Genomic DNA, 24818 nt, shown 5'->3' with positions numbered 1-24818 from the left:
GACGTGGAGCACCTTTCAAATAGGTACCTTCCCCTATTTATGTGACGCTAAATGATGATCAAATAGATACTGGGTTATGATTCGCATCTGCGTATAAAAAAGCCGAGTAACCGCTAGGTATCATCCCCTAGCATGTACTCGGCTTGCCGTATCTTCAAACATTGCGTAGACTATTTCTGAGAACAACTTTATTGTAACCCAGCAGAAGTTTTGGTTCGTTCATAGGCGAAAATGATCATCGTAACGCCTAAGATTGCGCAAATCATATACATATCGGAATAGGAGAAATAATCCGCGACTGGCCCCATGATGACTCCTCCCAGAGAAACACCCAAATCGGCCATCGCTATGAATAATCCGATTAACACGTTGCGATCCGTCTTTGGCAGAACAAAGGTTAAATACGTCGTTAACGTAGGATAAAGGAGGGCTTGAGCAATTCCCATTAATATAGCGCCTACGTAGAAAAAGGCTGCCCCACCCAGGATAGAAAAGCTTACACTTAACGCCGCTGCTGCAAGCGTGAGCATAATTCCCATCATATAAGATGAACGCCACTTGCCATCCGAAGGAATTTTCTTTCTCAACACAAACCGCGATAATACGACGGTACCCGCTTGAAGCATTAGGAAAATTCCCGCATTCCCGTAGTTGATTTGTACAGCGTACAGCGGGATAAAGGTAGTTACAGCTCCAAATATAATGGATGCCGCCAGCATTAGGACGCTGCATTTACATAAATGTGGGTTTTTGACTAATTGGCTTACGGAACCAAACATGGTTGCTCCCTTTTCTGTCTGTCCCTGAACTGGCTCGGCCACTTTTTTGTCCATTTTGGCACTATAGCCCACCACTCCTGTAAGGATCGCAATGGTGACCATGGCAACTGTAAAAGAATGGCTATCCCCCGCTTGCCAGATGCCTAAAGCGAGTAGTGGACCAAGAATACCAGGCAAATAAGCACATAAGGAATACATGGAAATCCCTTGTGAACGATCCTTGTCCGGCAACGCATCAATAATCCCTAACTGTAAGGCCATGGAGAAAAAAGCGGTGCACACCCCTTGCAGAATACGGGCAACGATAAAGCCCTCTAATTCAGTGAACGTATATAAAATGAGAGCCGCTCCATTGAAAATAAGAATCGTGCGGAGCACTTTGATTGGTCCATGTTTTTGGATGATATGGCCTGCCCATGGCCGGATAAACATGGTTGTAAACAGATACGCTCCCATAACGACTCCGATTGTCGTATTGGTCGCCCCCAACTCTGCACCCTTCAAGGGAATAATGACATTCAGAATGGAGTTCGCGCTAAAATACAAAAGAGTCAATATGTACAATCGCAAAAATGGCCAAGACAGAGCCCCTCTCATAGCTCCTTCCTCCTTCCTCTGTTCACTCTCATTGCCCATTCCATTAAGCAATAATCATTTGCAGCAATTTCTTCGTATAGACGGACTGAACATCTTTTAATTGTTCAACCTTCACAACCTCTTCGATCTCACCATTTCGTATAATCATGACTCTGTCGCAAATATAGGCGGCAGCCTGTATATCATGGGTGATGAAGATATAGCCCATGTCGTAACGTTTTCTCAAGTTCTTCAGTAAATCAAGCACTTGCATTTGCACAGAGCCATCCAAGGAACTGATTGCTTCATCGAATAGGATACATTTTGGTTCCGTTGAAATGGCTCTCGCTATGCATACCCTCTGAGCCTCCCCCCCTGATAACTCATGCGGATATTTTTTTCGATAGGAAGGCTCCAAGCCCACTTGCCATAATAAATGGTCAATCTCGCTAAGAGCATTTTCCCGTGTCTTTCCTTTCATTTGTAAAGGCTCCCGAATGGCGTCCTCAACCGTATAAAATGGATTGATTGAGGAAGTGTAATCTTGAAATACAGCGCTGATGTTCCCTGTTCTCACTTTTCGGTCCTCTACTTTTTTGCCCTCAAACAAGATGGTACCTCGATCTGGCTTTTCAATCCCCAACAGCAATCGTCCCAATGTTGATTTACCACTTCCGCTTTCTCCGATGATACCGAGACATTCCCCAGGCTTGCATTCGAAGCTAATGTTTTTCAACACACGCTCTCTTTCCCTTGAGAATAATCCACCTTTTCGATAGGATTTCTCCACGCACTCAACGCTCAGCAACATGAACTCCTCCCATGACTCTCTTAAAATGTTGATTCATCGCCAGCTTCGTGGCGAGTAAATACCGGGTATATTCATGCTGCGGTTCTGAGAAGATGGCTTGGGTCGTCCCGGTTTCAACAATTTCTCCTTCCTTCATGACGAGAACTTCATCCGCCATTAATTTGACGATCCCTAAATCATGAGAAATGAAGATCATGGAGCAGCCCATTCGTTCACGCAATTGCAGGAACTGTTCAACGACTTCGAACTGCGAGATTGTATCGAGTGCTGTCGTGGGTTCATCAGCAATCAGAATGTCAGGCTCCAATACGATGGAAAGCGCAATCATGACTCGCTGCAGCATTCCACCCGACAGCTGGTGGGGGTACTTATTCATCACCTCTATCGGGTCTTTCAGCATGACGCTTTCCATGGCATTTTTCATTTTGGTTGTGATTTCGTCACGGCTCCATCCAAAATGCTCCGCAAGCGTCTCCTTTAGATGAACGCCCACCACGCAAGAGGGATCAAAGGCACGCATGCCATTCTGCAAAATCATGCAAAGCTGTTTCCCCCTCTTTTTCCTCATCTCCTGTTCGGAGAGCTCCATGAGGTTTTCGCCTCGTAACAGAATGTCTCCCGATTGGCGAATCCCGGCTTTATTCAATCTCATGATGGCCTTGCAAGTCACCGACTTCCCGCTTCCGCTTTCTCCAACGATGGCCAGGCAGCTTCCCTGCTTCACATAGAATGAACTATTTGGAACAATCACTCGATCATTGCGACTGTCCCAGATTTTCAGGTTTTTCACCTCCAAAATGTTCGTCATCCGGTTATGCTACCCCCTTTCCTTCGAGCTTTGCTGCAGAGGCTCTTACTAATCCTTGCTGCTTGTAGGTAGAAGTCATTAATTTCGGATCTAAAGCCACTTGAAGCGTATCAGACAAATAGTTAATCGCCGATACTACGATCACGATTGTCAAACCGGGAGCCAGCATGAATTCCGGGCGTGAAAACATGACGTCTCTCGCTTCATTCAACATCATGCCCCACTCTGCTCCGGGTGCTTGAATGCCTAAACCGAGGAAGGAAAACCCCGATATTTGCAAAATCATCGAACCGAAGGAGCTGCTTGAAATGACGGCAATGTCGGGCAATGCAACCGGAACAATGTGCCTGAGCATGATTGCCATATTGCTTGCTCCCATAGCCTTTGAGAATTTTACATAGTCCGATTCCGCATATTGCATGACTGACGTTCTGATGATTCGAGCAAACCACGCCCATTTCATCAATACAAAGGCGATGATCAAATTTTCAAAACCTACTCCCAAAATGCCGATGATCGCCAGAGTCATGACATATCCAGGAAAAGAAAGGATCACATCGCAAACGCGCATCAAGAAAGCATCTGTTCTTCCACGAAAGTAACCCGCAAGAACACCTACAATCGACCCAATCGATACAGATAGGAGCAGCGCAGCAAAGACCCAGAGCATGCTGGGACGAATCGCGTAAATGAGTCTGGATAAAACGCATCGCCCTAAGTGGTCGTTGCCCAAAAGATATTCCCATGATGCGGATGCAAATCGAAGCTCCATATGTACTTCTTCGGGATCATGCGGTGCAACGAAAGGCGCAAATATCCCAGCCACAGCTGTGACTGTAATAATCGATAAGGATAGGACAGCGACCTTGTCTTTCCACACATTTTCTAATCGCTTCATCTAGAGACCATCCCTTATTTTAGGGTTCAATGCCGCATTGATGATGTCGGAAACGGTGTTGAACAGAATAAAGACGACTGCCAACACAAGGACATAGGCTTGGATGATTGGGAAATCCCTGCTTAAAATGGATTTGACACTTAAAGTTCCAAGTCCCGGCCAAGCAAAGATGTTTTCCACGACGACTGTGCTTCCCAAAATAATGGGAATCGCCATGCAAAATACCGAAATGGCCACCTGCAATGAATTTCTGAGAATGTGCATCGTGATCTTTTTCTCCGGTAAGCCACATGCCCTGGCGTAGAGAACATAGTCTTCATTCATGTTGCTTAACATGGAACTTCTGATGATTCGAAAATAGATACCAGCATAGCTGATTGTAATCACAGCAACAGGCAATAGATAGCTTTTGAACGATTCCATTCCGCTTGTCGGTAGCAAATCCAGCTTGACGGAAAAATACCAGATCAAGAGAGCTGCGAGCCAATAGGACGGCATCGATGTCAGGAAAAACGAAACGCCTCTCACTGATCTGTCCACCCATTTGCCTGCATTCAATGCGCATGCCACCCCCAATACGATGGACAGTACAACAATGGCAAATGTCGAAACCAACGTCAGCTTTACTGTATGGAGAAAGGCTGGTCCTAGCATTGACCACACGGGTTTTCCCGTTACATAGGAATCTCCAAAATCTAGCTGCAAGCATGAAACAACCCAGTTAAGGTAACGAGTCAGAAAGGGTTGGTCCATCCCAAGTTTCGCTCTTGTTTGCGCAAGCAACTCATCCGTTATTTGGGGTATGCCTTGCGAATGCAGCACCACTTCGGCGGGATCCAAGGGAGATAGGTGAATGAAGGCAAACGTTACAAACGATATAATCAGGACCAAAGGAATCGATAGTAGTAACCTTTTGATGATATAACTGCCCATCGCATGCTCCTTTTGTGTATTTATTCAAAGTACATCCGCTCAAATGGTAGCTCGAATTGCGTTTGCTTAAACGAGATACCCTGCAGGTTTTTGGGCGCCAAGATCGTGACTCTTCCATTCGTAATCGGAATAAATACGGCTTCCTCATGGACAATGCTCAAAATATCGGCGTATAGCGATTTTCTATTTTCCTCATCAGTCGACACCATGACTTCTTCTATTTTTTTATAGAGCTCATCAGCTTTCGCGATGCCTCTTGTCGTATGGTAATAGGAAGACTTGGAAGTAAAAGCAGCGATTGTGCTCTGCGGATCATACGCAAGTCCCCAGGTTTGATTGAAAAGCAGGTCATAGTCACCTGTAGACCTTCTGTTCGCAATCGAAGAAGACTCCTCGCCAATAATCTCCAGGTGAATCCCAATTCTTTTTACCGTATTTTGAATCAATTCAGCCTGCGTTTTTTGAGTGGACGAATTTACATCATAAAAAAGCTTCATAGCTAATGACTTTCCGTCTTTCGTTCTGATTTCGCCCGCATTCCCGATACCCCAGCCTGCTTCCTCCAAAATCTTCCTCGCTTTTTCCAAATCGTATCCCCGCTTCTCTAATTTCACGTTTGCGTAATTCACATTCGAAGAGAATAGCGTATAGGCTGGTTCTTCAGTGCCTTCAAATATTTGTTTGCTGATCGTCTCTCTGTCAATCGCATGCCAAAACGCTTCGCGCACAGCCCTTTCATGTACAGGGCTCTCAGTTTTGCTGCTATTGGCGACAATTATGCCTGTGTTCATTGGTTGACTGCGAATGATTTGGTGTTCACCTGATTCAACGAACTGATTCATGGATTCTACATCGAGACTATTCGCGCCTCGATCATCCGTAAATACAAAGTTCACCTCTCCCTTTTGCAGGGCCAAGAAAGTAGTTTCTCCTGCGGGAAGTACTTTGGCTGTGATTTTCTTCACTTTGGGCGCGCCGCCCCAGTAATTTTCATTCGCTTCAAATACGGCATACTGATCGACTTTATGCTCAGTGAGCTTATAAGGGCCTGTTCCGTTATAACCACTGACGCCATCTTTGGTTCCCCCGTTCACAAAATTTTTGGGCGAGATGAATACATAAGGTCTTGTCATCGACAATTCGACCAGCGTCGGGTAATACGGTTCGGACAAGACCAGTTCAACCGTATACTCATCGAGTACATTGCACTCCACGATCTTTGTAGATAGCTTGATCCACGAATGCTTGCTTGCATTGCTTTGCACCGCTTCTATATTCTTTTTCACTGCTTCCGCATCAAACGGCTCTCCATCATGGAACGTCACGTTTTTTCTCAAGTGAAACGTGTACACTTTTCCATCGTTGGAAACTTCCCAAGATTCAGCCAACGATGGCTTGATTCCATCTTCCGTATTTTCTACTAACGATTCGTACACCATCCCTTGTGCCGGCATGGAGCCTGAGTAAAAATGGGGGTTCATATCGTTAATATCTTTCGAAGTGGCATACACGATCTCTTTCCCTGGATCGGTTGACTCCGTTTTTGCCGTATCACCGTTACTGCAGCCAACCAGCAATACGATTGAGGCCATGAAAGACCTTACTAAAAATCCCATTCTTCTTGTCATACCCATTCCTCCTGAAAATACGTGCTAACACAGTTTCTTTGATCCGATATCCTTGTCGATCTCACTGCATATCATCCTTAAATCTTCCTCAAAGCTTTGCGCCACGAATGCATCTGATAACCGTTCGCCCTTACGTGTTCGTGCAACTTCCGCAATTTTACGTTCGTACGTTTCAATGAATGTATCGATGGTAGGGCAGCTGACATCTATAAATCTTGCAATGCCTTGAATGATTTTTATCCGATAGTAATCTTCCTTTGGCATACGCGGGATATCCCAATACCCTTCTCTATTGATAAACATTTTGCGAATGGGAACAGCAGAAAAATCGAAGTATCTTCCATCTGAATCTGGCTCCGAAAAAGGATCGATCAACAGGGAGGTATACCGAATGAACAATAAATACTCTTGATGAATCGCTTCAAAATGAACGAAGTTTTCGATGTCATCACGCGATAGATTCTCCAGCCTCACCGGATAGTTGTCATCCGTCATGAACTTTAGCAAATTGAGCCCTCTTATATTGAGCTTTTCCAACACATTGGTGATCTCTTTCCATTGAGCCAGCATATCGCGGATGAGATATTGCGTGATGGGGCCCTCTGGAAACATTTTGTATACGTACTTTTTGATGGTTTCCTCTCCAAATATCACGCGAAGGGAGAAAGCATTCATAAACAACGGCGGATGTACGTATAGTGATATATTTCTCGTTTCCGCCTCGATCGGAGAATCCATGACTTCCAAATCGATACCTAATTGCTCATATAACTCACAAAGTCTTTTTACATACTGGGAGGGAGAGTGCGTCGAGCCAATATAAACTTTTTTCTTAACCCCTGTCGTCATCACACGATTGGAGGGCTTATCATGGAACCAGCGTGTATCACCAAGGTATGTAGAAAAACTGATAATCTCCGCATCTGAAGAAATACCGTTCAGATAATGGCGCAGTAAACTATTGGAACCAAAGGTCGGAGAAATTAATACCATGCACTTTACTTGTTTTAAAATCTGATCATTGATTTGTTGCAAGACCTCTATGTAAGCATCTGTTGTGACAGACAAAATGATCGTATCCCATTCCCCTGTAACGGTCCCATATCCATGGAATACATGATCGATTTGGCATTCGCCTTCCAGCTTTTGATGCTTATCATTTTGGATATCCACGCGAATTTGCTGGCTATTTTGCTTAAGTGCAGTAAAGAATGATTCGGAACGAACAGACTCACGCCCAACGATCCCAATGTAGCAATTCCATTGTTTTTTAAGCATGACAGCCATTTGAATGGAAGCAGGACCTGTTCCCAATAGCAAGATTCGTTTCAAAGAGCCCATAGAAACCTCCTTTTACGATCAGCATGCAGCTGATGCTTTTTTATACAAAGCGATATCAAACACACGGTCGGGACGCAAGATGGTTTCAATCAGCCTCCATTTCCGCTCATCTACCTCTCTCATGGGGTAGTTAAAAAGGGACTTCAGTTGATTACCGTATCGAATCGCCACAATCACTTGTTCATTTGTCAATGGATGCAATTGTTCCAGCAGGTCATATTTATTGGCAACCGTCGAACTAAAAATGATATGGGTTGCATCCTTCGTCACATCAAGTCGTTCCACAAACTCTTTCTCCAAGCGGATAGGCAATTCACTACCCAGCCTTTCTACAACACTCCGTCCTAGTTTGATGGCCTCCTCATCAATGTCGATACCAACCACTTCCGCTCCAGTTCGCTTCGCAATCAACAATGGCGTCATGGGAAATGAGCCTGAGCCAACCATCAACACCTTTGAATCAACAGCAACTTGGAAACTCCCAAATTCTTCTTCAATACATGATTCTATGTTTTGAAAGTAGTCAGTCTTATCGGCAATCCCATCCAGCAGCTTCAGCGCACGATATTTCTCCATAATGGCAACGCAAGTCGCCGACGCTTTCCTTACATCCTCCACAAGCTGATTCAACTGGCTTACGATTGACTGTTCTAGCTGCTCCCAGGCTTCTTTGTTTCTTTCATCCGTTATGAATGTAGAATACTCATCTATGATCTTCTCTAACTCCGAGCTATGATAGATGGTGCCGTCATAACGATCTGCTAAATGGGTGAACCTTTCTAGAAATGCCGTCAAATGTTGTTGCAACTGTTCTGGTCTATCCATTCAGTTCTCCCCTTGTTAAATTCAAATGTGAAACCTCAAACGGTATCTTGTATCTCGATAAATGCTTTGCCTCGTGCCACGATTCCGACGGCTCCCTCAATTTTCAGGCTTGTTACTTCCTCTTTTTGCCAATTGGCCGTTACATGAATCGTGCCACCCGGTTGCCTGATTGGAGCAGCGATATCGCCTTGCTTTTTCCAAGCCAGATAGGCTCCAAGTGAAGCAGTACCTGACCCACAGCCTCTTTCCCAGATCATGCTATCTAATGGCGGAACAAAGATAAGCGGAGCCAATTCATTTGAAGCTGGCCGATACAATAGCACCCCGATCAAATTCGCCCCTACAGTTACTCCAAGCAGCTTGGCTAAAGACTGTGCACGTTTTCTTACCTCCTCATTGAACTGGTCCACTTCAATCACGATGTGAAAGAAATCAGGATACCTCACAATCACTACGCTTATTTCGTGGCCATCGTAGTTGATTGATTGCTGCTCGATCTTTTTAGGAAAAGGCATCGAAACTTGGCAGAAATATTCATCTTCGATTCTTTTCACTCGACAAGCAACGAGATGATCTGTACCGGAAGCTTCCAAAACAATTTCGGTCCAATCATTTTGCTGTAGGCCATTTTCATGCGCAATGAACGTCGCTAATGCCATGCATGCATTGCCGCAAAACTCACCCCCAGCCATTTGCAGATGTGCTGCTGCTCCATACTTATTCGGACTTTCGATAAACCCCACTTGTTCAGCATAGACACTGTCGTATGACATGATTTTTGAGGCGATGTGCGTATATTCTTCAACTGGATGATTGTTTCTCACAAGAATGGTCATATTTTGTGTGGGATTAAACTTTATAAAATCGATTTCCCGTTTCATCACAACCTACCCTCTTACCATATTTTTAATGAACAGCTAATGATTTTAAGCTAAACGTAATCATTACGATTTAAAGCTCAAAAAATTAAACCGTAATGATTACGGTTATTAATGACTAGATCATACCCACAATTTGGTTGTCTGTCAACTGCACACTTGTAGTTCTTTATTCCTCTTCTCATTGTTCATCACTACGCAGAGTTACAAGGTGAAAGATTCCTCATGCAAAAAGAATACCTTGACTTAACAAAGTAGAACAGGTAATCTTTACCCGCTACTATAAAACGGCAATTCAACAGGGATTTTATACTGCAGAAAGGTTGTATTGACTTCATGGAGTTATCTCAAACTACTACCAAGAAACAGATCAACAAGGAAAAGTCTTCTATCTCTTTGCTCTCTCTTACCGTGGGCTCTTTTGCCATTGGGATGACGGAATTTGTCATTATGGGTCTGTTGCCGAATGTTGCACAGGACTTGGATGTTAGTATCTCATCTGCGGGTCAGCTCATTACCATGTATGCGCTAGGGGTAGCCGTTGGAGCACCGATCCTGACAGTCCTCACCCATCGAATTCCCCAAAAGAAGCTACTCTGTCTTCTTATGATTCTATTTATTATTGGAAATGGAATCTCTGTTTTTGCTCCCAGCTACGCAATATTGATGGGGGCACGCCTGATTACCGCTTTGACACACGGGACGTTCTTTGGAGTTGGAGCTGTTGTAGCCTCCAGTCTTGTAAGTCCTGACAAACGTGCCGCAGCCGTTTCCATTATGATGGCAGGTCTGACGATTGCCAATATTATTGGTGTGCCTCTGGGGACTTTCATCGGTCAACACATGGGATGGCGAGCCTCATTTGGCTCTATTGCGATCATAGGAATCATAGCACTGATCGGAATACTCGTTTTCGTCCCAAACATACGACAAGAAAACACGGGGAGTATCACTGGGCAAATAACCGCTCTTCTCAAGCCAAAGCTCCTTCTATACCTCCTGATTGGAGCACTAGGGAACGCAGGTCTATTCACCGTGTTTACGTATATTGCGCCATTGCTGACGCAAATTACCGGTTTTGCTGAGTATCATGTAACGTGGATTCTCGTCCTATTCGGCTGTGGAGTGACCATCGGCAATATCGTGGGCGGAAAGCTTGCGGATTGGAAGCTGATGCCTTCCGTACTCGGACTTTACTTTACGATTTGCATCATTCTTACGCTGTTTACGTTTACCGTATATAGTCCCATAGCTGCCGTATTGACCATTTTTCTATGGGGAGCTGCTTCTTTCGCTGTATTTCCAGGGCTGCAAGTACGTGTGATGAACCTCGCACAGAATGCACCAGCGCTGGCTTCTACCTCCAGCCATTCTGCCGGAAATCTAGGAAATGCTGCTGGTGCTTTCATTGGCGGATGGGTTATTACTCATCTGGATATTACCGCTCTCCCATGGGTCGGTGCTGTACTCGTAGCACTGGGTCTGATTTTGGGAATCGCTTCCTATATCGCTGAACGCAAGCAGCAACAAAGTGAAAAAGGGTACTCAATTTGAGCACCCTTTTTCTTTTGCTCTTTTTAAGCCGTTCCGTACGGTTTTGCTAGGATTCTCTCCCACATCTTCCTATTTCGAAATGGGAAACATGATTTCCACGAGGGTACCCTTGTTGATCTCACTTGAGATGGTGATGGTTCCTTGATGATCTTTCATTATTTTATTGCTGACAAGTAAACCTAAGCCTGTTCCTTTCTCTTTCGTCGTATAAAAAGGTTCGCCGAGCCTAGGCAGCAGCTCTTGGGAAATGCCACAACCATTGTCGGTAAAGCGAATCAGCACTTGGTTATTATGTAGACATGTGGTTTCTATGCTGATTTCGCCATTCGTTGTGATAGCGTCCAAGGAATTCTTCAATATATTGATAAAGACTTGTTTTACTTGATTTTCTTCCCCATTGATCGCAATCGGCATCTGGCTGAATATTGTGTTGATCGTAATGTTGTTTAGATTCGCTTCTGATTCGAGAAACTTTACCACACTTTCAATGAGAGGGTGTAAAAGAATCCGCTTCACATTCAGCGTTTGCGGTTTGGCCAATACAAGCAGCTCACTCACGATAAAGTTGATTCGATCTAGCTCGGACAACATAATGTCTGTATAAGTGGCGCCCTCCGATAGTGTTGGCCGCAAGTACTGGATAAAGCCTTTTAATGACGTAAGCGGATTTCTTATTTCGTGCGCGATACTTGCAGCTAATTCACCGATTACGGACAGCTTTTCTGTTCTGCGGAGAAGTTCTTCGTTTTGCTTCCTTTCCGTAATATCACGTGTAACGTTGATGAAGTACTGACTTTCGCCATCCGAGCTGAAAAAAGGCATTCCTTTTGATTCGAGGTAGATCCATTTCTCGTTTTCCAGTTTGTATCGATACTCACATGAAATAGGTATATGGAATTGAAGCATAGTGGAAAATCGCTCACAGACGAGTGGTGCATCTTCTGGATGTATGTTTTCTATGATAATTTGGCTCGTACCTAGTTTCTTCAGATGTGAAGGTGAACTATATGATACGTGACCGTTCTTATCGATCACGGATATGAAGTCTGCTGTGTGTTCGGCAATGAATCTATACTGTTCCTCGCTCTTGCGCAAAGCTGCTTCAGACTGTTTTCGCTCGGTGATATTGCGTGAAACGAATAGAAAGCTCTCAACCTCTTTGTTCTCAGACATGATCGGAACACAACGCGACTCCCAATACACCCATGATCCATTTTTATGGCGTAATCTGATCTCCACTTGAACATTTTGCGGATGCGTAGAGATTAAATTATGCAGATCTTTCACGATTTTTACATCTTCGGGATGAATGAGATCAAAACTATTCGTTTGAAGAAATTCATCCGGTGTGTATCCCAAGTGCTGCTCGATCGAAGGAGATACAAAAAGATTATTCATGTGTACATCATGTTGGCAAATGACATCGCTCGTATTTTCTACAAGGATGCGGTACTTTGCCTCGCTATTCACGAGTGCTTCTTCCGCCATCTTTCGGTCCGTAATATCTCTGGCGATGACTGAAGTGCCTACGATCGTACCTTCTGTATCTCTTATAGGGGAAGCTGTTAGACCAACCTGAACGATCTCGCCATTTTTTCGTTGACGCACGGTCTCATAGCCCGTAATATTTTTTCCTTCAAATTTAATCTCGTGGAAAATTTCCTTTGTCTCGTTTATGAGATCTTCAGGTACGAGACAGTACGGGTCATTCAGCAGGTCTTGATATGTCCAACCATAGATTTTTTCAAAAGCACTATTCACAAAAAGTACATTACCCTGCATGTCCCTAATTGAAATCGCGTCCATAGTCGTTTCAACCAGTGACTGAAGCAGCTCTTTCATGTTGAACTGTTCTTGTCTAAGGTCGATTCGCTGAGCTTCTTTATCCATAGGTTTATACCTGCCTTAAACGAAGATTGTGAATAACGTTAATATTCTATACTTGCTATAAATATCCTTGAGAAAATATCTATCTCACTAAAAAAAGCCCCTTAAAAAGGAGTGGCATGCCTTCTCCTATCTTTTTGAGTCGCTGCCTCAAGGTGAATACAGGTTGGATTATGTACGACAAGCTGGAGTCCAAACAGAAAAACCACCTGACCATTACTAGAGGTGGTTTCTTTGATGATTCTTATTGAGGGCTTTGCTCAGAAGCCATGGCACTAGCTTTCGTCTCATGAACGGTTCCAAATGGATGATGAGGTGGCGCGTAGATGGAATATACTTTAAGCGGCGTATTCCCCGTATTGATAAGATTGTGCCATGTGCCCGCAGGGATCATGATGGCATCGTTATCGTTGACTCTTTGTTCAAAATCTAAATGATCTTGTCGATCCCCCATCCGAACAAGCCCTTGACCTTCTTCCACTCGGATGAATTGATCCGTATTCGGATGATTTTCCAAACCGATGTTGTCTCCAACATTTATACTCATCAGCGTCACCTGCAAGTGCTTCCCTGTCCATAATGCCATACGGAATGTGTTGTTTTGCTTTGTGGCTTGCTCAATATTCACGACAAATGGCTTTGGCCCATAATCTCTCCATTCGATGGTATTCTGATAACGATTCCACTGCCGATTCCCATTCGTATGGCTCCAGTTGTTGTAATAATGAGGACTCCACCCATAGTGAAAATGGCTGTTATTCCAGCCGGCAAGCACGGGATAATACCATTGATAGTAATGGTAAGAGTTGTTGTACATCACAATCTCCTCTCCAGTGTTAAGGATTTACCCTTTAGCCTATGTGTGTAGTTATGATTGGTTCCCGGTCATCCTTTCACGAGTATCGATTTCCACGCCGGATAATCGTTTAGAAAAGGTCGCTCGCCAATTTAAGGACAGTTCCTCTACCTCCAACAGCTTTTTCATGCCATCGATATTGTCTTTTTCTTTATGCATGATTCGGTTTGCATACGAAATCGTAATTGCCTTTGGGTGGCGCGAGATCCTTGTCAAAACATCGGAAGGAGATACCAGCCCTTCTTTCAACACGCGAAAATAAAAGCCGGTATAGCCTGTCTCCTGTACCTTTAGCAGCATTTCAGGCAAACCGTATCGAACAGACAATTTGTAACACGGCTGTCTCGGTTGACTGACTTGTACGACCGCTTCCCCTAGCTGAAAGGTATCACCGATACAAACATCCGTTTCTACTAAACCCCGGATCGTCAGATTTTCTCCGAATGCACCGAATGCCAATTCTTTCTGTAATTCAGCTTCCCAAAATGGATAGTGCTCATAGGGATAGACGCATACAGCCTTTTCCTTCCCTCCATGGTGGACAAGATCTGCCTGCCCATCTCCCTCCAAGTTCAAAAAGGATAAATAAAGAGCTTGTGTGGTCGGCGTTTTGTAAATGCCGGTAGAAACCTCTTTATTTTGATACTGTACCTGTTTGGGCTTACCCACATTTATCGAAAGGATTTCGATATTCACAAGAGATCACCTCATTCTTTTTTGGAAAGTGCATTGTGCACTACATTCATACAAATCCATAATGGTTTGTTCTATAATGATAGGAAAATCCTATTATTAGATCATAAATCGCCGGAGGGATGGTCGTTGGAGCTCAAGCAATTAGAGTACTTTATGGCACTGTGCCAGGAGTTGAATTTTACACGCGCAGCCGAGAAATTGGGCATTGCGCAGCCTTCACTCAGTCAGCAAATCCGTCTGCTTGAGCATGAAATCGGCATGCCACTGTTTGATCGCGTCGGCAAACGAACGGTTATGACAGAAGCAGGCAAAACATTGCTTCACCATAGCTATAATGTGTTTCATGAGTTGTCACAGGCACGTGCAGCGATTAGCGAGCTGCAAGGCTTAAGCAGAGGCTCTTTAAAGATTGGCGTACTGCTGACGGTTGTCAATTACTTGCTTCCGCCTACTGTTATCGAGTTTCACCAGCGTTATCCGAAGGTTGAATTATCTATTTTCGGGTTAAGAACCGGTGATATTTATGAAGGACTTTTGAAAAACGAACTCGATCTCGGCATTGTTTTTTTGCCGATGGAGCATGACGATCTGGAAACCATTCCGCTCTATACAGAAAATCTGGCCCTAGGGGTACCTGTGGATCATCCGCTCGCGAAGGAACCGTTTGTTTCGCTTGCGATTTTAAAAGAAACCCCCTCCATTTTATTGCCCAACACGTACTTTTTGCGTCAGTTGATTGATGAAAGGTGTCAGGAGCTGGGCTTCTCGCCACAGCCTGTTTTGGAGATGACTACAATGGAATCCATTACGAATATGGTCGGGCAAGGTGTCGGTGTCACGGTCCTTTCGAAAGGCTACCTCGACTATATCGATGATAAACGAATTTGTACGATTTCGATCCAACAGCCCAATATCACGGCGCAAATCGGTATCGTTTACCGGAAAAACAAGTATTTGTGCGCAGCAAGCCGAGTCTTTATGGAGCAGTTGATTGCCACGGTAAAACGTGATGATGTTCGATGATGCGGGAGTCAAGAACAGTTTATGACGAGGCAAATCATTGTTCAATAGCATCGTTGTTATCATTTCGATAGGTATTGTCTATCATTATTTAGTCATTCCCAGAGGAAATATGCTCGGGGCATTCTTTCAAGGATGCTTCATGCGTGAGATACTTTTCAATGAACGCGCAATAATGGGGTGTACTGGAATCCCCTGTATTCGGCCGAAAATGAATGCAGCCTAGACAAGGCTCCGCTACAACGAGATGGCCACGACTTTGCATCGCGGTTATCACGGAGCCGAGCCCGATCTCGAAATTTTCCAGTATCTCATCTGGAATAGAATGAAGGGCTTCCTCGAGTGTATACCCCCATTTTTCAAGGCTTGATGCAGCTTCTTTTCCCTTTGCAGTCAGTTGAAGCAGGGTCACTCGTCGATCTTCTTTTTTAGGTACTTTCGCTATGTGCCCTTTCGTTACGAGTCCATTGATAATTTTTACGGCTGTCACATGCGTCGTTCCTATTGCTTTGGCAAAGTTACCAATGGAAGCTACGTCGCTTCTCGTATACAAAGTGAACAGTAACGCCTGAATTTGTACGGGGGACAATCCCTGTTCATCACTCTCTGCCTGTGTCACCTTTTTTATCGCCTGGGACATCCGAAATAGAGCCATCATAATACGGGCTGAGCGATTTTCCTTACGTTGTTGGGGATCAAACATCATGAGCTTATCTTACCTTCCATGTTCCATTCTTCTATCCATTGTAAATGCCAAGCATGGTCGTGTAAAAGCATAGGAAAAGGAGGCGCCTCAAAAGCACCTCCTTTTTCATACTTAGCCGTTTTTCACATCTTCCAAGCTCGCCCCATAGTTTATGTGGTAGACGTTCCCGCCAATCACGAGAGCAGGTACTGATTGAATACCAGCCTTCTCTGCTTCCTCAATGCGAATTCGCTCTGTACCAAGGTGGACAACTTCGATATCGACCTTTGTTTGATCCAGGTAATCTAGGACGACTTGCTCCGCATCTACACATACTGGGCAACCTGCATGATAAAAAATGGCTTTTAACATTTGGAATCAGCTCCTGTCGATTTTATGTAGCATTGATACGTATTTGATTATAGGAGCGACTATCTGTAGGAACAATTACATATTCCCTATCGTTATCATAGGGAATCTCGATGGTTGAAATGAATGAAGTCTTTGAACACTTTAACAAATTCTCTATACTGGTCTTTTTCGAAAGCTAATGGCGGAACATGGATCGGTTTTGACATGTCCACACCATATCCGAACGCTCTCCAAATGATGCAGTCCTTCATCTCCTCTACGTTCGTGGTGACAACAGTACATGAGATATCCATGTCATCTGAACAAACCAAAACAGGAAGAGCTACATTGGTATAAGACAGCAGTTCAAGGACTTTTTGCTGATCGCGATTTTCAAACAGTCCGATAGGTGGAACTAATAAATCAAAAGAACGACTCTGAGTATTTTGATTCAAATAGTCATTCAAAGTGATGTCGTTGATAGTAATGACATACTGGGGATGCTGAAAACCCTCCATCTGAGCTTGGCGTATATCGATTTTGCTACGTATGTATTTATGGGACTTACGCACTTTTAACACCTCCGTCAAGAAAATCTCTTTGTATGACTTCCTTTCATTTTACAGGTTCATAAACGGGAACACTATGAGAAACAAAGGCTCTGGAATACACGCCCGATCTGACCCATTTCTTGAAAAACGCGCACAGAGCCTCATCCCTATTCATTCGTATCGTGAGTCCATCCCCGCTTTTTTCAACAAGACATGAACAATCATGCCTCTCTCCGCAGATGGAGCAATGGAGATGCTTCCCTCGTGATCTGCGACAATCGCTTGGGCGATGGACAGACCGATCCCGCTTCCTCCTCTTTTTCGCGTACGGGATTTGTCCACGCGATAAAATCGCTTAAAAAGGTGAGGAATCTCCTTTGCTTGAATACCAATCCCTGTATCCTCTACCACAATGTGCACGGCCTCTTCATCCCCATAGGCTCGTACCTTCACTTCTCCTTCATCTGTATATTTCCGTGCATTGTCCAAAAGGATATCCAATAACTGTCGAATCCGCTCCCGATCCATCAAAAGGACAAGAGATTCTTCCCATTCAAAAAGCAGCTTAATTTGTGGAGGGAAAATGGGCACCCACGCTTGCTTTACTTCAAGAAGCAGAGGGGTTAATGGCTGCACGACTTTCGATGAACCTAGTTGAGAGATATGCTGCAATTTGGCTAAAGACAACAGATCATCAATGAGTTTGAAAAGTCGTTTACACTCCTGATGAACAGCAGCGAGCGCTTCATCCCTTACTTCGGGCTTGTGCTGCCCCCATCTTTGCAGAAGACTCACATACCCTTCAATAATCGAGAGAGGTGTACGCAACTCGTGTGATGCATCCGTGACGAATCGCTGCTGGTAGACCATTGCTTCTTCCATGCGATCTAACAGCAGATTAAAGGCGTGGATCAGCTCGTAAATTTCATTCTCTACGTGGTGATGATGAATTCGTTGGGAGAGTCGTTGAGGGAAAATGGAATGGATTTGTTGGATCAGATGATCGAGAGGCTTGAGTCCCCATTTACTCAACCAATAGCCGCCAACCGCAGAAAGAAGCAAGGTGAAAAAGGAAGAGAGAAACAGAATCGTGAGCAAGATGGAAAAATACCATTCAAGCGCTTCTGTCGTCGTAGAAATTTGCACAAAGAGAAGCTCAGATGTGAATGGCAGCTGTACAGGTTCTTTTGCGACCAAGGTCCTTTCATAATAGTCTTCAGGCTCTACTCTCCAATTGGCTCCCTGTATCGAGGCGATTTGCTTGCCGTTTTGGTCGCTGATGTTTATGAGTTGATTGACGTCAGCGTAATTGGTTAACAAACGAGTCAAATAAGTAATCGTCAGCGATGCTTCTTCGGTGATCTCCGTTTTCAAATCGGCTGCGATGGCCGTTGCCTTCTGATTGAGTAATTTTTGCTCATGCTGATGGACGAGATTAGAGGTGCTGAAAAAAATAAAAATGGACAAAAAGAGAAGCAAAACCAGCATGCCAGAGCTAAATAAAAGCGTGAGTCTCCATTTAAGTGAGTATCTGCGATGTGTAAGCACTGCGTTCTCCTTTTAATCTCGTAGTGTATATCCAATTCCTCGCACAGTATGAATCAGTTTGACAGAAGGATCACTTTCAATTTTGTTCCGCAAATACCGGATATACACATCCACGATGTTGGTATTCCCCATAAAGTCAAAACCCCAAACGGCTGTGAGAATTTGCTCTCGCGATACTGCTTGCTCCTTGTTTTGAACCAGATAATGAAGCAAATCAAATTCGCGTGGTGTCAGCATGATTTCCTCTTCATCGAGGAACACACGCCGAGCGTTGGGTTGGATCCGCAATCGGCCAACCTGTATCTCCTGGTTCGCTTTTGATTCCCGCTGACGCAATAAAGCCCGAATCCTTGCAAACAACTCCTCAATGGCAAACGGCTTCGCCAGATAGTCATTGGCTCCACTGTCTAATCCCGTCACGATATCCGGAACCTCTCCACGAGCCGTGATCATGATAATGGGGACATCATTGGTTTCCCGAATTCGTCGGCATAATTCTATCCCCGATAATTCGGGCAGCATGACATCCAGGAGGATGAGGTCGTACTCCATCGTCAGTGCCTTTTCTAATCCGGAAAGCCCGTCGTATTCAATATCCGTAGAAAATCCTTCATTCTCCAATTCCAACTGTAAGTATCTTGCCAAGTTATGCTCATCTTCCACAAGCAGTAAATAGCCTTTTCCATCTGGTGTAGGCATGCGAATCATCTCCGTTTGAATATCTTACCAACAGTTTTCTCAGGAAACTCTCATGAAATTCTACCGGGAATCTTAGTTTTGTTCTGTACGATAAGAGCGTGGATGAGGAACACACAACAAGATGAAGCATTCAGAAGGAGGAACATCATGACAAAGCGAAACTGGAAAGGTACCACTACTACGGTCGTAGCTATTCTAATGGGAACTTCTCTTCTCATGAACGGACAAGCCTACGCGGCTTCAGAGACAAGTCTCACCTCCACAACTACACATAATCAGGATAAACATAAGATTGACCATAAGCTGCAGCAGAACAACGAAGAATCAGTTGACGATCAAAACAATGAACAGGCTGAAAATGAGCAAACTGATCAAATGGTGCAAGATGGTACTAACATCGACCTGACAGCCGATGAGGAAAGCAACAATAATAGTCAGAATAAACAGACACAAGATAAAGCAGCCGCTTCCTCTTCCGACATTGCCGATCAGGTCATTTCAAAAGGATTGAAGTATAAAGGCGTACCCTATAAATACGGTTCGAGCAAAAAAACAACGCGTACATTTGATTGCTCTTCCTTTACACAGCGAGTGTTCAAAGAGGTTGGAGTAAAACTGCCGAGAGACTCGCGACAACAGTCCAAAGTCGGTCAAAAAGTTTCGAAGGATCAGCTGCAAAAAGGAGATCTAGTTTTCTTCCGCAGCTACGGCAGCTCGTCCTCTCGAATTACCCATGTTGCCATCTACGCTGGAGACAATAAGCTGCTGCATACGTATGGTAAGCCGGGAGTTACGACAACCAAATTCAAAGGAACTTCCTGGGAAAAACGCTTCGAGCTTGGAAGACGTGTGATGTAATCATCTTCTTGGAATAGGTAAAAAAGGCTGCTGAGAGCTTCAGCAGCCTTTTTCATGCTCTCCTTATAACTGGTAGCCTGATTCGCTCACCGTGACAAAGGAAATGGAAGAAATAGGTTCTTCTGCGCCCCACTATGTAAAAGAATGAGCAAACTACAAAAACTCTGTCAAAATGACGCCTTCCTGATTGTCGCCTGAAAGCACATATTTCCCATTGGTCGGCACTTGAAGCATGATGCTCGTCGTCACTGGATAATAATAAATTTTGTAGTCGCCACCATTTATTGTCCCTGACACTTCTTTTGCCGCCCGCAAGTCATTCACGTACTCCTTTAAGGATAATAGACGCTCTTGCATAATGGCGCTGTGCGGTCTTTTTCAATAGGATGATACTAGGCAATAATAAATGAAATCGTGATCAAAGGATAAAATTTTCCTTCAATCATTTTGTTGTAAACAAACTGAAAATTTCGGCAGAAGTCCTTTGTAAGTCGATAGGAGCGCGAAAGAAAGCTGAAACGTTGTCAATTGTTCCACGTCAAATGGAGTGAAACTTCAAAAATTGACGAGGTGGCTACCATGAATGTCAGGCAAAATATGATCTCTCTTTCCTTCCTTGCTCTGTTAACTGTATCATTCGCCCAACCAAGCTTTGCTGCAACGACTCCTTTTACGGATCTTGCCCACTCGGGAGCGAAAGATAAAATTCTTGCTTTACAGCAACAAGGCGTGATAAAAGGCGTAGATGATAGCAAATTTGCACCCGACGAAACGATAACGGCTGCGCAAGGTATTCAACTGATTGTAAATGCCTTTGATTTGAGTCTGGCGGCGATCCGTTTTGTAAAGGCTCCACAAGCCACTGACTTTTTTTCCAAAGCGGACAACGATGCTTGGTATGCAGAGAGTCTGATTATAGCGGCTGCGAACGGATTGGAGTTACCAGCTGATCTCGATCCGAATGCTGAATGGACAAAAGAGCAATTCATTCACCAGCTAATGAGAGTTATGGAGACCAAGGGGAATCTGCCCATGATCAAGCTAGTACCAGTAGAAATTCAAGATAATCATGAGCCCACCGTGGATTACCAAGGCTCCATTCAACGAGCTTTGGCAAGAGATATTATCCAATTGGATAAGGAAAACAAGCTCCATCCGCAAAAGCCCATCACGCGTGAAGAGGCAGCTGAAATGATTTACAATGCCCTTGCGTATTTGAAAAGCCATAAGCCTTTGAACTAAATCAAAAAAATGCAGCGAATCCTCGTGATGAGGGGCTGCATTTTTTTGTCTACTTAATCAGTAATCATCCGATTCACTTGCCCGGTTATCAACAGCATCGCTTGCAAGACGGGCATCATGCTGACAAGATCATGCGAATGGAAGCGTACCGTGCGTCCTTCGATGAGTTCAATTCCTGGCATCCAGCTGACTGCTGTGGCAAATTGTGATTTCGTAAACTCGACTGCTATCGTATTCTCTACTCTTTGCGCAAGCGGTTTAACTGTACTGCGATGGAGCAATGCTTCTTTTGCTTGTTGACGGATCAGCTCTCTCGCCCGAACTGGATGCATCGCTTGCGACGAGAGTCCCGTTATTCCTGTTTTCACAGCGACCGTAAAGACTCCAGGGATATCTTCTTCCACCTCTTTGGCTGTTTGGGAATCTCCGGTAACGAGTACGACTGGAACACCAAAGGCTCCAGCGATTGCTGCATTTAAACCAGCTTCGCCCACCTCTTTGTCATTCAAGATGAGCCGATGGATAGCGAGTCCAGACAATGTATGATTGAGTACCGCATCCCCTGTTCCCGCCCTTCCATGGTAACCGATGAAAAACGCGGCATCGCAGCTACTGTCGATCCCCTGCATCATACAGAGAGGCTTGAAAAATCCACGGATGACATCTGCCTGTGGATGCAATTCTTCCAGGATGATATTGTTCATCGGTCCATGAGACTCATTGACGATAATTTGGGTAGCTCCTGCTTCCAGTGCACCCTCAATCGCCGCATTTACATCTTGGGTCAGCAGTCTTCTCCCCGCTTCGTAATGTCTCCGCCCGGGGATAACATCCTCCCATTCGCTCAGTCCAGAGATCCCTTCCATATCCAACGAAATAAACACCTTCATGAGAAATAGCCTCCCTTATCTTGGATTAAATTGCTTTCGGCATTTGGCGCGATCCCAACGCCAAGCGCTTGATCTCACCGTCTGGATGGCGAACAAAGCGGATAAGTGAATCGACGTTGTGGCGCGTGAACAAAAACGTATCTTCGCCAACGGAACGCAATGGGAACACATCACTGCCCAGAACGAGTACGAGCTGTCTCTGTGCCTCATCGAATCTGATCTCTACTGCCTCTCCTTCTCCGGATTTATATGTACCAGGACATTGCTGCAAGTAAGCAAGCGGCACTTCACATTCGGAAAACGTGGCGAACTGCGTCTCGAGCGGGCGGCCGAACATGCTGTTTAACAAGCCTAATGTCAGATTCGTAATGGGGGCATCATCCATGTTGGTTAAAAGAATGCCAGTCACTCCCGCCTCTGGGACGATGATCATTTGCGCGGTGATTCCTTTTAAGCCACCAGTATGGGTAAGTAAGGTGTACTCTTCGGAAAATGGAAACACACCGAGTCCGTAACCATAGCTGCGACTCAAGTCAATACGGACATGAGGGGCAGTCATTTGTGAGGCGCTATCTCCCGAGATGATACTCGCTCCCTTTGAAAGCCCGCCTGTCCGATAGACATCCGCATACCGAAGCATGTCACGTGCGGACGATTTGAGGAAGCCTGCTGCACGCATGGAGGGAGCATCCCACCAACCGGGGGCACGTACTACTTCACGTACGCCATCATTCATGCGACGTGTGTACAGCATGGTCGTATTGTCGTTCTCGCCTAATTCCTCCACATGAAAAACCGTTCGTTCCATGCCAAGCGGCTGTAAAATATGTTCTTGGACGTAGGCTTCGTACGTTTTGCCGCTGACACGCTCAACAATCGCCCCAAGCAAGCCAAAAGCTTCGTTCGAATAGCTGAATTCTGTCCCCGCAGGTCCCAACAATTCAAAGGGCAGCTTTTCTATATATGACATGAGGTCTTCGAAGGTATCGATTGGGTGTTTACATTGCGCTTCAAAATGGTGGAGTAATTCTTCTGCTGTCGGATCGGCTTGTAAGCTGGGTAGCATGGCGGGAATAAGAGATGGAAGTGGTGGAAATCCGAGGGTGTGTGTCATGAAATGATGAATGGTAATACTCTTCGTTTGGGCTTCGTTCGGTGTACGAAATTCAGGCAAATACGTGATAACCGGATCATGCACGGAAAGCTTCCCTTCTTCCTGAAGCTGCATGATCGCCATACATGAAAACGACTTCGTAATCGACCCGATTCCAAATACCGTATCCAGATCGATGGGAGCTTGCTTTTCGCGGTCCCGATAACCAAACGCTTTTTCATAAGTGAGTTCTCCGTCTTTGGCTACAGCAATGATCGCACCGGGAACCTGAAAATCATCCATCAGCTTTTGGGCGTATGCTTCAAACGACGCTTCCCACTCATTCTTCTTCATGTCATGCCTCCTTAGGTTCATTACTTGCAAACAGGAAAGCAATTTCAGTTTTATTTTCGAAGTAGAAACTTCAAAAAAATAAGGATATGAAGTTCATGCACTAGTAGAATTATAAGGGGCAGATGAAAAAACGACAATATACAATTCTGAAAATAAATAATTTTCATAACGAAATGTAATCAAATATTGAATTATCCTGCCCGTTCGTTGAGCAAAGGCTGCGAGTTTTAACACCAGCAGCCTCTATTTGTGTTGTTCCACTATCGAACCCATTAGGCGGAACTGGCCGAGCCGTGTGGACATATGCGGATTCCAGCCGAAGCCCTCTCCATGTGGCAAATTCAAAGGGTTAGCCTACCATCTATGACCCGGCTATTTTTTTTCCCCTTGGTTGTCTGCTGTTGGCATCCGGTTCGACAGTGATGCCGATTTGATCAAAAGTCTGCCCTTCGGCGAGCTGGTAGGTCAGTATTCCGGATCCGTTTTCGTCCGGCTTGAATATGCCGCCATTTTCCCTCGTGCTGTTTTTCAGCAGCCAAACCTGGTAAACCTGTGAACCTTCGACGCCGGGCAATTCTTGAACCTGCACCACCAAATTTTTCTCTGATCCCTGCTGGACAATATAGGCGATGCCGTTTGTTCCTGGGTGGCTTTGATTGGCTGCTTTTAAGGGAATCGCCGTTACAATTTCAATGGGAATATTTTCAGCATGGCGATTTTTTACCTGTACATTCGCTACTCCAAGGCCAATAAACGCGAGCAACAGGACGGTCACGATACTGGTTGAAACTGGAGTGAACTGGCTTTTGAGCATCATGGCGAGCTTGCTCATCGTAGCCATGAATGTTTCCGTACCGCTTTTCCTTTTGTGCTCAAAAACAAACCCCAGCACCTCGCCTTTTAGCGATTCAGGCACCTCGATTTCGGAATAATCGAACGGCAAAGCATGCCAGGCCTGGGATAATTCCTGATATTCTTTCGTACACGCCGTACAATTCTTTACATGTTCAGCAAAGGCCATGTGTTCGCTCTCCTTGAGCTCATTTGCTATATATGG

General features: G+C 44.7%; 25 protein-coding genes. 4 read left to right on the top strand and 21 right to left on the bottom strand.

Going from position 1 to position 24818, the window contains the following annotated elements:
- Positions 1 to 188 precede the first annotated feature (188 nt).
- From cntE to FB479_RS13580, 9 genes are read right to left on the bottom strand one after another with little or no spacing between them, the layout of a single operon-like run.
- Positions 189 to 1376 (bottom strand): staphylopine family metallophore export MFS transporter CntE, encoded by a 1188-nt coding sequence (gene cntE / locus FB479_RS13620; RefSeq protein ID WP_142065624.1) that lies wholly within the window; start codon positions 1374 to 1376, stop codon positions 189 to 191.
- 43 nt (positions 1377 to 1419) lie between these two features.
- Positions 1420 to 2163, bottom strand: coding sequence for an ABC transporter ATP-binding protein (locus FB479_RS13615; protein ID WP_142065702.1), 744 nt, complete (start codon positions 2161 to 2163; stop codon positions 1420 to 1422).
- Positions 2150 to 2974, bottom strand: coding sequence for a staphylopine uptake ABC transporter ATP-binding protein CntD (gene cntD / locus FB479_RS13610; protein ID WP_142065623.1), 825 nt, complete (start codon positions 2972 to 2974; stop codon positions 2150 to 2152). The genes FB479_RS13615 and cntD overlap by 14 nt, the downstream gene beginning before the upstream one ends.
- 4 nt (positions 2975 to 2978) lie before the next feature.
- Positions 2979 to 3872 (bottom strand): staphylopine uptake ABC transporter permease subunit CntC, encoded by an 894-nt coding sequence (gene cntC, locus FB479_RS13605; RefSeq protein WP_142065622.1) that lies wholly within the window; start codon positions 3870 to 3872, stop codon positions 2979 to 2981.
- Entirely contained in the window at positions 3873 to 4805 is a 933-nt protein-coding gene (gene opp1B, locus FB479_RS13600) for a nickel/cobalt ABC transporter permease (protein ID WP_142065621.1), read from the bottom strand. It lies immediately after the preceding gene.
- Positions 4806 to 4825: 20 nt separating this feature from the next.
- Entirely contained in the window at positions 4826 to 6433 is a 1608-nt protein-coding gene (gene cntA, locus FB479_RS13595) for a staphylopine-dependent metal ABC transporter substrate-binding lipoprotein (RefSeq protein ID WP_142065620.1), read from the bottom strand.
- Between the two features lie 24 nt (positions 6434 to 6457).
- Positions 6458 to 7774 carry an opine metallophore biosynthesis dehydrogenase gene (locus tag FB479_RS13590; protein ID WP_142065619.1) on the bottom strand — a complete coding sequence of 439 codons (1317 nt, stop codon included), beginning with the start codon at positions 7772 to 7774 and terminating at the stop codon, positions 6458 to 6460.
- A gap of 18 nt (positions 7775 to 7792) precedes the next feature.
- Entirely contained in the window at positions 7793 to 8599 is an 807-nt protein-coding gene (locus tag FB479_RS13585) for a class I SAM-dependent methyltransferase (RefSeq protein WP_142065618.1), read from the bottom strand.
- A gap of 35 nt (positions 8600 to 8634) precedes the next feature.
- Positions 8635 to 9480 carry a histidine racemase CntK family protein gene (locus FB479_RS13580; RefSeq protein ID WP_142065701.1) on the bottom strand — a complete coding sequence of 282 codons (846 nt, stop codon included), beginning with the start codon at positions 9478 to 9480 and terminating at the stop codon, positions 8635 to 8637.
- 333 nt (positions 9481 to 9813) lie between these two features.
- On the opposite strand from FB479_RS13580, the gene FB479_RS13575 reads away from it, so the two are divergent.
- Entirely contained in the window at positions 9814 to 11031 is a 1218-nt protein-coding gene (locus FB479_RS13575) for an MFS transporter (protein WP_142065617.1), read from the top strand.
- A gap of 69 nt (positions 11032 to 11100) precedes the next feature.
- On the opposite strand, the gene FB479_RS13570 is transcribed toward FB479_RS13575, so the two are convergent.
- The 3 genes from FB479_RS13570 to FB479_RS13560 all read right to left on the bottom strand — a co-directional run bounded on the left by FB479_RS13570 (position 11101) and on the right by FB479_RS13560 (position 14470).
- Positions 11101 to 12921, bottom strand: a complete 1821-nt coding sequence (locus tag FB479_RS13570) for a PAS domain-containing sensor histidine kinase (RefSeq protein WP_142065616.1) — start codon at positions 12919 to 12921, stop codon at positions 11101 to 11103.
- 241 nt (positions 12922 to 13162) lie between these two features.
- Complete coding sequence (locus FB479_RS13565; protein ID WP_106655255.1) at positions 13163 to 13735, bottom strand: cupin domain-containing protein; 573 nt, start codon at positions 13733 to 13735, stop codon at positions 13163 to 13165.
- Between the two features lie 51 nt (positions 13736 to 13786).
- Positions 13787 to 14470 (bottom strand): MOSC domain-containing protein, encoded by a 684-nt coding sequence (locus FB479_RS13560; RefSeq protein WP_106655254.1) that lies wholly within the window; start codon positions 14468 to 14470, stop codon positions 13787 to 13789.
- Between the two features lie 126 nt (positions 14471 to 14596).
- Between FB479_RS13560 and FB479_RS13555 the strand changes: the two genes are divergently transcribed.
- Positions 14597 to 15493 carry a LysR family transcriptional regulator gene (locus tag FB479_RS13555; protein ID WP_142065615.1) on the top strand — a complete coding sequence of 299 codons (897 nt, stop codon included), beginning with the start codon at positions 14597 to 14599 and terminating at the stop codon, positions 15491 to 15493.
- 88 nt (positions 15494 to 15581) lie between these two features.
- On the opposite strand, the gene FB479_RS13550 is transcribed toward FB479_RS13555, so the two are convergent.
- The 5 genes from FB479_RS13550 to FB479_RS13530 form a co-directional block, all read right to left on the bottom strand.
- Positions 15582 to 16196, bottom strand: coding sequence for a MarR family winged helix-turn-helix transcriptional regulator (locus tag FB479_RS13550; protein WP_142065614.1), 615 nt, complete (start codon positions 16194 to 16196; stop codon positions 15582 to 15584).
- Between the two features lie 111 nt (positions 16197 to 16307).
- Positions 16308 to 16547 (bottom strand): glutaredoxin family protein, encoded by a 240-nt coding sequence (locus FB479_RS13545; protein WP_142065613.1) that lies wholly within the window; start codon positions 16545 to 16547, stop codon positions 16308 to 16310.
- Positions 16548 to 16642: 95 nt separating this feature from the next.
- Entirely contained in the window at positions 16643 to 17098 is a 456-nt protein-coding gene (locus tag FB479_RS13540) for a hypothetical protein (protein ID WP_142065612.1), read from the bottom strand.
- A 150-nt stretch (positions 17099 to 17248) separates the two neighbouring features.
- A complete protein-coding gene (locus FB479_RS13535) occupies positions 17249 to 18625 on the bottom strand; it encodes a sensor histidine kinase (RefSeq protein ID WP_142065611.1) in 1377 nt (458 codons plus the stop codon).
- Positions 18626 to 18637: 12 nt separating this feature from the next.
- Positions 18638 to 19324 (bottom strand): response regulator transcription factor, encoded by a 687-nt coding sequence (locus tag FB479_RS13530; protein WP_106655248.1) that lies wholly within the window; start codon positions 19322 to 19324, stop codon positions 18638 to 18640.
- A gap of 147 nt (positions 19325 to 19471) precedes the next feature.
- Between FB479_RS13530 and FB479_RS13525 the strand changes: the two genes are divergently transcribed.
- Positions 19472 to 20182, top strand: a complete 711-nt coding sequence (locus tag FB479_RS13525; protein WP_142065610.1) for a C40 family peptidase — start codon at positions 19472 to 19474, stop codon at positions 20180 to 20182.
- 153 nt (positions 20183 to 20335) lie between these two features.
- On the opposite strand, the gene FB479_RS13520 is transcribed toward FB479_RS13525, so the two are convergent.
- Positions 20336 to 20506 carry a hypothetical protein gene (locus tag FB479_RS13520; protein WP_232030470.1) on the bottom strand — a complete coding sequence of 57 codons (171 nt, stop codon included), beginning with the start codon at positions 20504 to 20506 and terminating at the stop codon, positions 20336 to 20338.
- A gap of 255 nt (positions 20507 to 20761) precedes the next feature.
- Between FB479_RS13520 and FB479_RS13515 the strand changes: the two genes are divergently transcribed.
- Positions 20762 to 21424 carry an S-layer homology domain-containing protein gene (locus tag FB479_RS13515; protein ID WP_142065609.1) on the top strand — a complete coding sequence of 221 codons (663 nt, stop codon included), beginning with the start codon at positions 20762 to 20764 and terminating at the stop codon, positions 21422 to 21424.
- A gap of 53 nt (positions 21425 to 21477) precedes the next feature.
- On the opposite strand, the gene FB479_RS13510 is transcribed toward FB479_RS13515, so the two are convergent.
- The 3 genes from FB479_RS13510 to FB479_RS13500 form a co-directional block, all read right to left on the bottom strand.
- Positions 21478 to 22314: a M55 family metallopeptidase gene (locus FB479_RS13510; RefSeq protein ID WP_142065608.1), complete on the bottom strand. Its 837-nt coding sequence runs from the start codon at positions 22312 to 22314 to the stop codon at positions 21478 to 21480.
- 25 nt (positions 22315 to 22339) lie between these two features.
- A complete protein-coding gene (locus tag FB479_RS13505) occupies positions 22340 to 23761 on the bottom strand; it encodes a serine hydrolase domain-containing protein (RefSeq protein WP_142065607.1) in 1422 nt (473 codons plus the stop codon).
- A gap of 361 nt (positions 23762 to 24122) precedes the next feature.
- Complete coding sequence (locus FB479_RS13500) at positions 24123 to 24782, bottom strand: anti-sigma factor (RefSeq protein ID WP_255438384.1); 660 nt, start codon at positions 24780 to 24782, stop codon at positions 24123 to 24125.
- Positions 24783 to 24818 lie beyond the last annotated feature (36 nt).

The sequence above is a fragment of the Brevibacillus sp. AG162 genome (assembly GCF_006715575.1).
Lineage (GTDB): Bacteria > Bacillota > Bacilli > Brevibacillales > Brevibacillaceae > Brevibacillus > Brevibacillus brevis.
Note: the sequence above shows the minus strand (reverse complement) of the source record. Positions and strands in the feature narration are given on the sequence as shown.